Origin of the sequence: Pontibacterium sp. (genome assembly GCF_964228735.1) — a bacterium.
Taxonomy (GTDB): Bacteria; Pseudomonadota; Gammaproteobacteria; order Pseudomonadales; family Balneatricaceae; genus Pontibacterium.
On sequence record NZ_CAXRBQ010000180.1, the window covers coordinates 1 to 11,436 of the forward strand.

An 11,436-nucleotide genomic window follows, 5' to 3' on the forward strand; every position below is an offset into this window, starting at 1 on the left:
ACCAGGTGAAGTTGGGAGAGACCAGCAACCGAAGACGGTTACCCGGTAACAGTTCAATCAGTTTGAGGCGGTCGAGTAGTGCCAGCTTCTGAATACACTCGGTTTCGCTGATCTTGTACTGGCTCACGAGGTCTTCAAAACTGAAGCCATTGATCACGCTTACCGCAATAAGCAGCAGGACCACATCGTTTGCCACTTCCCGTTCCTGATCGAGGGTGAGCTGGGTCAGACTTTGCTGCTGGTGGGACATCTTTTCCACCAACTGAAAGAAGCTGATACCAATGGCGTCACAGATGATCTCCAGACGCTGTAGGGTGAAGTTGCGCTCGGAGAAGAGACGCTTAACGGATGCTTCACTGAGATCCAGATCGGTGGCGATATCGGCGTAGGTTTTGCCGCTGGCTTTGAGTTGTTGTTTAAGTGTGTCGACAAGTGCTGAGGTTTGAAGCATGGCCCGATACCGTCCTGTATCCCTGTTTTGGCTGGATGTGAGCTGATGCTCAGTATACGTGGCCTTAAAAAAGATGCCATCCAGTGATATTTGATCCGTGATTTATACCGTTATCGTATTCGAATATGGGGTTTGCCCTCGTGTAATTTTTTGTAGCCAGGGTGGTAGGGGGTAGAAATAGATCCTTGACGTATATCAAGCATGAAGATGAACGGCTATTTTATGGAGAAAATTTAAGAAAATTCATATTGAAACAAATGCTTAACGGAGTAGCTTTACTATGCCGCGGCGCACAGAGAGAGGATAAAACGGTAGTTTGAATCGCTCTGACCCTCTCTACGGTTTGTGTTGTTGTGATGGTGTTAGACTAAGGTCGGTAATTTTGAACGAATTGTTACATTGAATTTCGTTCTGGTTATATAGATAGTGTCTAACGGGCGTTTGAATTGAGTGATTCAATTGATCAGATCTGTAGGGAAAATGAGATGGCTAAACAATCCGCATTGAAATTTAAACAGCTGTTCGCGCTGGTAGTCGCTTCTGCATTCGCAGCAGCAGCGGTGTTTATGGGTGTATCAATGTATGGTGACCTCAATGCAGAAGGAGCTGCGTCGACCGCAATGGTGGTCTTTAAGGCTGTTAGTGTTGGAGTCTCAATTCTGTTCTGTGCTGCGAATGCCAAAATGGCAATGCTGGCACGTGAAGAACGTATGAGTGCAGAAGCCGCTTAATCGCGTTGAAGATAGCGCAATCAATACAAGGAAAAGGGATTAACTCAACTGGAAAGTCCGGAAACCGCTTCAGGGACGTAAGCACATAACACCGGCTTTTTAATTTGCAGTAAGTCATTTTCTCCTGTGTGAGAATCAGGCCTCAAACAACTGTTCAGACCATTATCTGGGCAACTGTTTGGGGCCTTTTTCTTTTCTATGATCAGTCGTCAATGGGGCATGGCCTCAAAAGACGAAATTTGGTGTTTGCAACGACTGTAAAATCTCACCTCAAGCAGGCAGGGCGGGCACATCTCTGCTACGTTTTGAGGGCGCGATCTGGTATGGTTGCGCCTCTTTTCTTTAATTCTCCCCGAGGTAGTGTGCATTGGCTCAGATTGGTCGTATGAATAAGCTGGAAGTCGTCCGTGAGGTAGGCTTTGGTGTCTATCTGGATGGCGATGATCTGGGCGGGATTCTGTTGCCAAAACGCTATGTGCCGGAAGGCTGCAAAATCGGTGATCAGCTGGACGTGTTCGTCTACATGGATTCCGATGACTTCCCGATCGCCATCACCGAAGAACCTAAGGTTCAGTTGGGTGATGTGGCCGCACTGAAAGTGGTTTCGGTGGAGAAGGTGGGTGTGTTCCTGGACTGGGGGCTGCCGAAGGATCTGTTCCTGCCGTACAGTGAGATCCGCAGCCAGCATCCTTCCGTGGGTGATACCGTGCTGGTATACGTCTACATGGACAACACCAATCGTATCTGTGCGTCTGCGCGTCTGGATCGTTTCCTGGATAAAGAGCCGGCGGACTACACACGTAACCAGCAGGTAAACCTGGTAATTGCCGGCCAGACCGACCTGGGCTACAAGGCGGTTGTGAACGGTACCCACTGGGGCGTGCTCTATCACGACGAGGTGTTCCGTAAACTGCGTCGTGGTTACAAGACCCGTGGTTTCATCAAACGTGTGCGTCCGGACGGTAAAATTGATCTGTCCCTGGATAAGCCGGGATACGCCAAGGTGGATCGCCTGCAGCAGAAAGTACTGCAGCACCTGGCAGAGCGTAACGGCTACAGCCCGCTGAACGATAAGAGCCCACCTGAGCAGATCTACAGCACTTACGGTGTTTCCAAGAAGGCGTACAAAATGGCGATAGGTGGTCTGTACCGCCAGCGCCTTATCTCCATCGATGACGACGGTATTCGTCTGGTTGAAGAGAAATAAGCAGCACAGCGCTTCAGATCTTTTCTACAAACGGCGGAAGTTCCATCTGCTTAAACTCCGCCGTTATCAGGGCAGACATATGCGCTGCCGCAGGGGTAAGGGAACGGCCCTTTCGCCGAATTAGGCAGATTTCGCGGCTGATCGCAGGTTCTGTCAGCGGAATAAAGCAAAGTCCTTCAAACGCGGTTGTAGCTGCGGCCAGTGCCGGCAGCAGTGAGATCCCCATGCCTTCGCTCACCAGTGCCGCTATGGCTGCCGGGTTACTGGCCTCCATCACCGGGCCTTCTAGGTCCAGATCGACCACACCTTCTTTTTTAAAACGCGACAGTTGTACGCGGATGCCGGTATCGGTAGTCAGGTAGATGATCTGCTGGTGGGCCAGAGCTTCCCAACATACGCCATCTGTATTCGACGCGAATGGATGATCCGGCCGACAGACAACACCGTAGCGGTCGCGTAATAGCGGTTGATAGCTCAGATCCGGATTGGAGGAGTGGTTGCTTGCCACGCCAAAATCCACCTCGTTTTCCAATACACGGGTTTCGATACCACCCGCACCATCATCACGCAGATAGATACCGATATTGGGATACTGTTGCCGGTACTGGTTAACGATGGGGGGGAGGAGTCGGGAGATGGTGGAAGGCGACGCGGCGATGCCTACCTGGCCCTGCTGTTGTTCCGATACAGCACGCAGGTCGGCAAGGGCGGTATCGAAGTCGGATAGCAGACGCTCCGCCACGGGCAGAAAACGTTTGCCTTCACCGCTGAGTAAAACGCTACGTGTGGTGCGGTCAAAGAGTGTCAGACCAACCTGCTCCTCCAACTGCTTGATTGTCGCTGTCAGGGTGGATTGGGTCAGGTGCAGACTTTCAGCCGCACGGGTAAAACTTCCGTCCTGGGCGACGGCAAAAAACGCGCGCAGGTGACGAATAGATAGATTATTCATTTCTATAAATTAATCTATTTGATTTTATCATTTGATTGATAAATAGAGATTCTGCATCATTGCTCCCATAAATACAAAGCCCGCGCTGTAGCTGTTTCGTATCACCGCCGGGCACCGCGGTTTACTTCAATTTCTAAGGATTTACCCCGTACCATGATTCCACGCATATCTGAGATCGATGCGACGCAAAAGCTGTATCTGCAATTCATCGAACGGCTCAAAGCCCAAGGCTTCGAAGGTGATCTGAACCCTGACTACGCCAACCGTGTGGTGTTGGCAACCGACAACAGTATCTACCAGATGCTGCCGCAGGGTGTGTTGTACCCGAAAACCCTTGAGGACCTGGTACGCATTGCCAAGCTCTCCAACCAGCCAGAATTTGCTGAAGTGGTGCTGAGCCCACGTGGTGGAGGTACGGGCACCAACGGCCAGTCTTTGACTGATGGCCTGCTGGTGGACGTGTCCCGTCACATGAGCCAGGTATTGGAGATTAACGCAGACGAGCGTTGGGTGCGTGTGCAGGGAGGGGTGGTAAAAGACCAATTGAATGCCGCGCTGAAACCCTACGGCTTCTTCTTTGCACCTGAGCTGTCGACCAGTAACCGCGCTACCGTGGGCGGCATGATCAACACCGACGCCAGCGGTCAGGGCTCCTGCATGTACGGCAAGACCCGTGACCATGTCCTGGAGCTGAAGTCCGTCTTCCTGGATGGCACCGTGTGGGAATCCGCACCGATCACTGCGGAAAAGCTGGCTGAGATTAAGCAGCGTGACGACCGGGTAGGTGAAGCGCACCGCGTGGTGGACGAGATCTTCACCACCAAGAAAGAGCTGATTGACGCCAAGTTCCCAAAACTGAACCGCTGCCTGACCGGTTACGATCTGGCGCACATCTACGATGAGGACGGCAACTTTAACCTGAACTCTGTGCTCTGTGGTGCGGAAGGTTCTCTGGCGTTTATCGCAGAGGCGAAGCTGAACGTGCTGCCGATCCCTAAATATGCAGCCCTGGTCAACGTTAAGTACGATAGCTTCGAATCCTCAATGCGGGATGCAACAGCGATCATGGAGTACGACCCAACCTCTGTTGAGACCGTTGACTCCAAGGTTCTGAACCTGGCGATGGGTGACATCATTTGGGACACCGTTGCGGATTATTTCCCAACCACCGAAGGCGAGCCGGAGATCAGCGGTATCAATCTGGTGGAATACACCGGTGATGACGAAGCGGAGCTGCGTGCCAAAGTAGAAAAGCTGACCAACCATCTGGAAGCGGTCGCAGGTCAGGAAGGGAAAAGTTTCGGCCACACCGTGGTGTACGGTGCAGACGAGATCAAAAAGATCTGGGCAATGCGCAAGAAAGCAGTTGGCCTGCTGGGGAATGCTAAAGGTCAGAAACGTCCGATCCCATTTGTGGAAGATACCGCGGTACCACCGGAAAATCTGGCCGACTTCATTATGGAGTTCCGCGCCGTATTGGATGAACGTGATCTGGCGTACGGTATGTTCGGGCATGTGGATGCAGGTGTACTGCATGTACGTCCAGCGATCGACATGAAGGATGAAGTGCAGGAATCCCTGATCCGTGACGTGACCGACCAAGTGGTTGCGCTGACCCACAAATACAAAGGTCTGTTGTGGGGCGAACACGGTAAAGGCGTACGTTCTGAGTATGCGCCGGAATTCTTTGGTGAGTTGTACGCAGAGATCCAGCGCATCAAAGGTTGCTTCGACCCACGCAATCAGCTGAACCCGGGTAAGATCGCCACACCGGCGATTGAAGGTGCTGAACTGCTGAAAGTGGATGGCGTACCAACCCGTGGGCAATACGACCGTCAGATCGATCCGAATACTTTCCAGTACTACGATGCTGCGATGTACTGTAACGGCAACGGCGCCTGCTATAACTACGATCCAAACGACGCCATGTGCCCATCCTGGAAGGCGACCCGCGAACGTGTGCATTCGCCGAAGGGGCGTTCCTCTCTGATCCGTGAATGGACCCGCCTGATGTCCAACCAGGGTGTGGATCTCACCAAAGAGAGCGAGAAAGTTAAAGGCGAGTCCTTCCTGCGCAGTCTGCCACGTAAGGTTAAAAATACGCTGGCCAAGCGCCGAGGTGAGTACGACTTCAACCATGAAGTGTACGACGCGATGCAGGGCTGTCTGGCGTGTAAATCCTGTGTTGGCCAGTGCCCAATCAAGGTAAACGTACCGGATTTCCGCTCCCGCTTCCTGGAGGTGTACCACAGCCGCTACCTGCGTCCGATGAAGGATTACATGGTGGGTTCCCTGGAACTGATGATCCCATACCTCGCCAAGTTCCCGGCGCCGTACAACTGGGCGATGCGTAACGGCACCATGAAAAGGTTGTTCCAGCGCCATATGGGCATGGTGGACAGCCCAACGATTTGCACCAACAGCCTGAAACTGGGTATGGAAGAGCGTGGCGTCGAGTTTGCTACCATGGACGTGATCAGCCGGCTATCCAATGTACAGCGCGAGCGGGCCGTGATTATCGTACAGGACGCCTTTACCAGTTACTTTGAAACCCAGTTGGTACTGGATCTGATCGATCTGTTGGGCAGCCTGGGCTTCTACGTGATGGTTGCACCGTTCAAACCAAACGGTAAGCCGCTGCACGTACACGGTTTCATGGATCAGTTTGAAAAGATCGCGGCGAAAAACCGCGAGATGCTGAATGAATTGGCGGCTACCGAGATCGACTTGATCGGTATCGATCCGTCCATGACCCTGACCTACCGTCAGGAGTACAGCTACGACAACGATGATACACAGCCACCAGTGCAGCTGATTCAGGAATGGCTGGCGAGTAACCTGGATAAACTGGAACAGGTTGCAGGTGTGTTGCCTCAGGGTGAATACAAACTGATGGCACACTGTACTGAGAAAACCTCGGCCGCACCTTCCATCAAACAGTGGCAGAGCATCTTTGCCGCGCTTGGTCAGAAACTGGACGTTGTGGCGACCGGTTGTTGCGGTATGTCCGGTACCTATGGGCACGAGACTGCCAACTACAATACGTCCCGCAAGATCTATGAGATGAGCTGGGCCGATGTGGTGAACAATCCTGAAAACAAAGGCAAGTTGGTTGCGACCGGTTACTCCTGCCGTTCTCAGGTGAAACGTATCGATCAGCAACAACTGCCACACCCAGTGCAGACCCTGCTGGACGTTCTTCAGCGCGTCAGCTGATCAAGCCTACCTGAATACACCGCTTCTGTTACGTCTGTAGCAGGGCGGTGTATAGTTTGCTCTTCAAATATCCCGCAAAGGAAATCTCCAATGTCCGCAGCCCGTGATAAGTGGAATGCCCGTTACCTGAGTAAAGGTGACCGGCCACCAACAGCACCTTCATTTCTGCAGAAACATATCGGTAGTCTGAAGTCAGGTAGCGTGTTGGATATTGCTGCAGGGGATGGGGCGGCTTCACTGCTGTTGGCACGCGAAGGGTTTGCTGTAACCGCGCTGGATATCTCCGAAAATGGTCTTGAGCGGTTAGCGACGTTCGCAGAAGAGCAGGGTAATCAGGTTGCCATCCAAGTATGTGATCTTGAACAGCCCGGTGCGCTAAGCGGATTGGGACAGTTTGATAATGCAGTCATCACCCTGTACAAACCGGCGCCTGCCTTCTGGTCGGAATTGGTTGAGCACATTGTACCGGGTGGCCTAGTGCTATTGACCACCTTCAACGTTGAGCACCATGTGCAAACCGGTTTCTCCAAGCGTTTCTGCCTGGAGCCGGGTGAGCTAGAAGGGGTCCACCCAGCGTTGGAGTTGATCGAATACAGCTCCACAGCAAACGACGGCAACTGGATGGATCACTACCTCTTTCGCCGTCGATAAGCTGGTGATCTGCAAACAGATTGTTTCACATCGCGGTTTCCACCCTAAGGTTGTAGTGCAATTGCACAATAAATAAGACACACTTGGGCTTCTTTTGGGGACCGTGTTTCCCCACTGAGCCAGACGGTTTTTCGTCTACAAGGGTAAATAGGCCTGTAGCTAAAGGCGGAACATTCCGAAGAGAGTGTCTGAGAGCCAAGCACGGGTTACAAACATAATTATTCGAATAATCTAAGGAGCAAGCTGTGAAAGATCTGCTGCCTGAACTCTGTGATCAGTTCCCTGAGCTGGTGCAGGTTGTAGAACCGATGTTTGGAAACTTCGGTGGCCGTGAACGTTTTGGTGGTGAAATCGTCACCTTGAAAGCGTTTGAAGATAACTCCAAGGTACGCGAGCAGGTTGCACTGCCAGGTGAAGGTAGAGTCCTGGTCGTCGATGGAGGCTCCTCTATGCGCCGTGCAATGCTGGGTGACATGCTGGCGGAGAAAGCAGCGAAAAACGGTTGGGCTGGCATCATCATCAACGGTTGTATTCGTGATGTGAATGCTATTGGCGAGATTGATCTTGGTGTTCAGGCGCTGGGTACTCACCCGATGAAAACTGAAAAGCGTGGTCTGGGTGACCTGAACGTAGAGATTTCATTCGGTGGTGTGACCTTCCGTCCGGGTGAATACGTTTATGCCGATAACAACGGCATTCTGGTATCCCCACAGAAACTGGAGGTTGAGGAGTAATCCCACCTCAGCAGAAGCCGGGTATTCCTTGCCCGGCTTTCCTCATTGTCTAAACCTTCCAACTCATACACCCATCATCATACTGATGTAGGTTTTGGCACCGACACCAAACAGTGTCAGGCCGATGATCAATCCCAGAAAAATCAGGCGTCCATTGCGATCGGCTTGGGCTTTGACCGAAACATGCCATACGCTCCAAAGCTTCAGCAACACCATTCCAATCAGCGCGCCAAAGACCCATAGCTCTGTATCGCTCCAAACCACCATGATTCTCTCTCCTCTAGTAAAATGTATTTGAAAAACATGTTGATGCGGACTATAACATGGTAAATAAATACATGTTAATAGCATATCTATAAAATTGACCTTTTCTCGGTCGAAGTTCGTAGATAGAGGAGTGGAAATTTGAAACGCAGCGAGGCTCTAATCCCTCTAAGTCGGGAGCATCACAGGGCACTGGTGGTGGCAAAACGTATTCAGGCGCTTGAGCAAAAACCTGAAAACTTACTTATAACTTATTGGAGAGACGTCCGAGCGGGACTGCAGCAAGAACTGGAGCTGCACTTCGCTGAGGAAGAGAGGGGCTTCCAAAACCTGCTGTCGGGGGTACATAAAGAGCGCTTCCTGAATGACCATCAAGAGCTTAGAGAGCTGCTGGCAAAGGATGACCCTGAAGCGATCATCAGGTTCGCACAGTGCTTGAAGGAGCATGTGCGCTTCGAAGAACGGGACCTGTTTGGCTGGTTGGAGGCAAATCATTCCAGACAACTGGCAGAAGCGTTTTTGGCTGACTAAATCCGGAGGATGGCATGATCAAAACCGACGTGGTGATTGTAGGTGCAGGGCCGTGTGGCCTGTTTCAGGTATTTGAACTGGGCTTGCTGGGGATTAGTGCGCATGTGGTTGAAGCGTTGCCCTATGCGGGTGGTCAGTGTATCCAGTTGTATCCGGATAAACCGATCTATGATATTCCGGCGATCCCGGAGATCTCCGCACGTGGTTTGGTTGAAAACCTGATGGCACAGATCGCGCCGTTTAATCCTGAATTCCACTTCGAGCAGCGTGTCGCCAGGATTGAGCGTCAGGATGATGACCGCTTTCTGCTGGAGACCGATAACGGACTCCAGTTTGATACCGCTGCTGTTGTAATCGCAACCGGAGCGGGCGCGATCCGGCCGATTCGCTTGAAGGTCGATGGTATCGATCGCTTCGAGGATACTCAGTTGTTTTATGCCGTCACCGACGAAACGCGCCATCATGGTAAACGTTTGGTGATACTTGGTGGTGGTGACTCCGCGCTGGATTGGGTGATGCGACTGCACCCGGAAGCGGAAAGTGTGGTGTTGATCCACCGTTCAGATCGCTTCCGGGCGCAAAGCCATACCGTCGAGAAGATGCACGCACTTTGTGACGATCACCATATGCAGTTCCTGACGGGCAGGGTGGTGGATTATGTTCAGCGTGATGGTGAGCTGGTTGGCCTGAAAGTGATGTCTATGGACGGTGTGGTACGCCGTCTGGAGATGGACCACCTGCTGGTGTTCTTTGGCCTCAGCCCCGACAGTGGCACTCTGGACTCCTGGGGAATTGAAACAGAACGGAATCAGGCCAAGGTGGATACGGAGAAGTTCATGACCAATCGTAACGGCATCTATTCCATTGGCGACTGCAACTGGTATCCGGGGAAGAAGAAGTTGATCTTAAGTGGATTCCACGAGGCTGCGTTGGCGGCATTCGCAATCAAAGCTCGCTTGAATCCGGATGAGAAGGTCTATCTGCAGTACACCACAACCAGCCCGGCGCTGCATGAACGCCTGGGCGTCTCCCCGGATCTTAGCGATCTGTTGTGATCAGCTGACTCTGGAGTTGCGGGCTGTCGAGCATCTGGGCGAGGGTGTATTTGCGCAGAGTATCCATAAACGCCTGTTGTGCTTCATGGAAGACGGATTGCAGCGTGCAGAAGCCTGTCAGTTTGCAGTCCTGACCCATACAGTCGACCAGTGGGCTGGTGCCTTCCGATTGTGCAATTACGTCACCCAAGTTGATCTCTTCAGGGGGTACAGCCAGACGGATGCCGCCATTCTTACCACGAAATGTTTGTAGGTAGCCGGACTTAGACAGGGCGTGCACAACTTTTCGCAGATGTTCGATGGAGATTTCGTAGAAGCCCGCGATTTCGGCAAGAGTGGTGAGGCGGTCGTTATTTACGGCTGTATAGAAGAGAACTCTGAGAGTGTAGTCAGTAAATCGGCTCAGTTGCATATTAGCATTTGCTCACAAAAGGATGCGGTGAATATACGTAAGCTCACGGTATACTGCAAGCTCGGTTTGATAACTGGTCAGACCTTTATATTTGATCCCATTTTTGCGAAAAACTTCCCGTTTTCAGAAGCGGAAATGTCTTTTCTCAACAGCTTCAGTTTTCTAGAACAACGGTCCTATTTTAACCCATCTGTTCCTTTGGAAAAGCTATAAAAAGGTACTGTTTGACGTTAATCATGGGTACGCAAAGTGGCATGCGTGTGCGGCATGCCAGAATTTTGAACGATTCATCTTTCAGTGGGGATCTGTAGAATAGAGCGTGTTTTTACGACAAGAAGAGTCGAGCGCGTGTGGGGTATCCGATCAGGAAATGGTCGGGACTGAAGATTCCGTCAAACAGGGATAAGTCTGCTGATCCAGGGGCTTTAATTTTACCCTGAACAATTAGAGTTCAGATTAAATGGATAATAAGAAGATCATCTTTATTGGCCCGGTAGGTGCCGGTAAAACCAGTGCGATCCAAGCGGTAAGTGAAATCGAATGCGTAAACACGGAAGCAAAAATTTCCGCAGACAAAGTCAGCGATTATAAGGAAACAACAACTGTTGCGATCGATTACGGCCGCCTGACCACAGATGCCAATGAAAAAGCACACCTGTACGGTGCACCGGGTCAGTCCCGCTTTGACTTTATGTGGGACATGCTGAGTGAGGAGATCGCTTACGACGCTAACGGTGTTGTTCTGATGTTGGATAACGCTCGTGAGTGCCCACAGGAAGATCTGAAGTATTATCTGAACGCGTTTTCCCAACTTATTGAAGGCAAGTCGCTGGTTGTAGGTGTAACCCGCGAGGACGTGCAGGCGAACCCATCCATGGAGGATTACCAGCAGTGGCTGGCAGAGTTGGATGTTGAGGCGTCGGTAAGTTTTGTTGACGCACGTGACGCGTCTGCTGTGATTAAACTGGTTGAGCCTCTGCTGGGATCACTGAAGCAGGCGGCCCAGGCTCTATTGCCTGAGGGTGTCGCTAGCCAGGATGCGCTGCCAGCCTGATAATCGTGATCTTAAGATAAAAAGAAACCCCGCTATTGAGCGTAATGCTGTTCACTTAAGGGGAGCAGCATTGCGATCCACCGGATAACGAGTCTTTGACATCTTTACCGTCCTCGGCCTTGAGGGGCGAGGACGGGATTTCATAAACAGGCTGGCAACCCCCGCTCTCAGTTCAGACAAC

Annotated in this window: 12 protein-coding genes; 8 read left to right on the forward strand and 4 right to left on the reverse strand. The window is 51.7% G+C overall.

Annotated features, from left to right (window positions below; genetic code table 11):
* Positions 1-451: helix-turn-helix domain-containing protein (locus ACEQ15_RS19225; protein WP_370280876.1), on the reverse strand; the 451-nt coding region annotated here is incomplete at its 3' end.
* A 485-nt stretch (positions 452-936) separates the two neighbouring features.
* On the opposite strand from ACEQ15_RS19225, the gene ACEQ15_RS19230 reads away from it, so the two are divergent.
* Together ACEQ15_RS19230 and ACEQ15_RS19235 are read left to right on the forward strand one after the other, a co-directional pair.
* Complete coding sequence (locus ACEQ15_RS19230; RefSeq protein ID WP_370280877.1) at positions 937-1,182, forward strand: hypothetical protein; 246 nt, start codon at positions 937-939, stop codon at positions 1,180-1,182.
* A 385-nt stretch (positions 1,183-1,567) separates the two neighbouring features.
* Complete coding sequence (locus ACEQ15_RS19235; RefSeq protein ID WP_370280878.1) at positions 1,568-2,389, forward strand: S1 RNA-binding domain-containing protein; 822 nt, start codon at positions 1,568-1,570, stop codon at positions 2,387-2,389.
* Between the two features lie 13 nt (positions 2,390-2,402).
* Here ACEQ15_RS19235 and ACEQ15_RS19240 read toward each other — a convergent pair whose 3' ends face one another.
* The gene (locus ACEQ15_RS19240) at positions 2,403-3,338 is read right to left on the reverse strand and encodes a LysR family transcriptional regulator (protein ID WP_370280879.1); all 936 of its coding nucleotides are present in this window, start codon (positions 3,336-3,338) and stop codon (positions 2,403-2,405) included.
* Between the two features lie 153 nt (positions 3,339-3,491).
* On the opposite strand from ACEQ15_RS19240, the gene ACEQ15_RS19245 reads away from it, so the two are divergent.
* The 3 genes from ACEQ15_RS19245 (at position 3,492) to rraA (ending at position 7,939) form a co-directional block, all read left to right on the forward strand.
* A complete protein-coding gene (locus ACEQ15_RS19245) occupies positions 3,492-6,554 on the forward strand; it encodes an FAD-binding and (Fe-S)-binding domain-containing protein (RefSeq protein ID WP_370280880.1) in 3,063 nt (1,020 codons plus the stop codon).
* Between the two features lie 90 nt (positions 6,555-6,644).
* Positions 6,645-7,205, forward strand: coding sequence for a class I SAM-dependent methyltransferase (locus ACEQ15_RS19250; RefSeq protein ID WP_370280881.1), 561 nt, complete (start codon positions 6,645-6,647; stop codon positions 7,203-7,205).
* Positions 7,206-7,450: 245 nt separating this feature from the next.
* Positions 7,451-7,939, forward strand: coding sequence for a ribonuclease E activity regulator RraA (gene rraA / locus ACEQ15_RS19255; RefSeq protein ID WP_370280882.1), 489 nt, complete (start codon positions 7,451-7,453; stop codon positions 7,937-7,939).
* Between the two features lie 63 nt (positions 7,940-8,002).
* Here rraA and ACEQ15_RS19260 read toward each other — a convergent pair whose 3' ends face one another.
* Positions 8,003-8,206 (reverse strand): hypothetical protein, encoded by a 204-nt coding sequence (locus ACEQ15_RS19260; RefSeq protein WP_370280883.1) that lies wholly within the window; start codon positions 8,204-8,206, stop codon positions 8,003-8,005.
* Positions 8,207-8,344: 138 nt separating this feature from the next.
* Between ACEQ15_RS19260 and ACEQ15_RS19265 the strand changes: the two genes are divergently transcribed.
* Together ACEQ15_RS19265 and ACEQ15_RS19270 are read left to right on the forward strand one after the other, a co-directional pair.
* Complete coding sequence (locus ACEQ15_RS19265) at positions 8,345-8,734, forward strand: hypothetical protein (RefSeq protein WP_370280884.1); 390 nt, start codon at positions 8,345-8,347, stop codon at positions 8,732-8,734.
* 14 nt (positions 8,735-8,748) lie between these two features.
* The gene (locus ACEQ15_RS19270; protein ID WP_370280885.1) at positions 8,749-9,789 is read left to right on the forward strand and encodes an NAD(P)/FAD-dependent oxidoreductase; all 1,041 of its coding nucleotides are present in this window, start codon (positions 8,749-8,751) and stop codon (positions 9,787-9,789) included.
* Here ACEQ15_RS19270 and ACEQ15_RS19275 read toward each other — a convergent pair.
* Positions 9,773-10,201 carry an Rrf2 family transcriptional regulator gene (locus ACEQ15_RS19275; protein ID WP_370280886.1) on the reverse strand — a complete coding sequence of 143 codons (429 nt, stop codon included), beginning with the start codon at positions 10,199-10,201 and terminating at the stop codon, positions 9,773-9,775. The genes ACEQ15_RS19270 and ACEQ15_RS19275 overlap by 17 nt on opposite strands.
* Positions 10,202-10,661: 460 nt before the next feature.
* Between ACEQ15_RS19275 and ACEQ15_RS19280 the strand changes: the two genes are divergently transcribed.
* Positions 10,662-11,255, forward strand: coding sequence for an ATP/GTP-binding protein (locus ACEQ15_RS19280; protein ID WP_370280887.1), 594 nt, complete (start codon positions 10,662-10,664; stop codon positions 11,253-11,255).
* Positions 11,256-11,436: the final 181 nt, after the last annotated feature.

Bases quoted from the DNA above. Each gene is read 5' to 3' on its own strand.
- ACEQ15_RS19230 (WP_370280877.1), top strand. From the start codon at position 937: ATGGCTAAACAATCCGCATTGAAATTTAAACAGCTGTTCGCGCTGGTA.
- ACEQ15_RS19235 (WP_370280878.1), top strand. From the start codon at position 1,568: ATGAATAAGCTGGAAGTCGTCCGTGAGGTAGGCTTTGGTGTCTATCTG.
- ACEQ15_RS19240 (WP_370280879.1), bottom strand. From the start codon at position 3,338: ATGAATAATCTATCTATTCGTCACCTGCGCGCGTTTTTTGCCGTCGCC.
- ACEQ15_RS19245 (WP_370280880.1), top strand. From the start codon at position 3,492: ATGATTCCACGCATATCTGAGATCGATGCGACGCAAAAGCTGTATCTG.
- ACEQ15_RS19250 (WP_370280881.1), top strand. From the start codon at position 6,645: ATGTCCGCAGCCCGTGATAAGTGGAATGCCCGTTACCTGAGTAAAGGT.
- ACEQ15_RS19260 (WP_370280883.1), bottom strand. From the start codon at position 8,206: ATGGTGGTTTGGAGCGATACAGAGCTATGGGTCTTTGGCGCGCTGATT.
- ACEQ15_RS19270 (WP_370280885.1), top strand. From the start codon at position 8,749: ATGATCAAAACCGACGTGGTGATTGTAGGTGCAGGGCCGTGTGGCCTG.
- ACEQ15_RS19275 (WP_370280886.1), bottom strand. From the start codon at position 10,201: ATGCAACTGAGCCGATTTACTGACTACACTCTCAGAGTTCTCTTCTAT.
- ACEQ15_RS19280 (WP_370280887.1), top strand. From the start codon at position 10,662: ATGGATAATAAGAAGATCATCTTTATTGGCCCGGTAGGTGCCGGTAAA.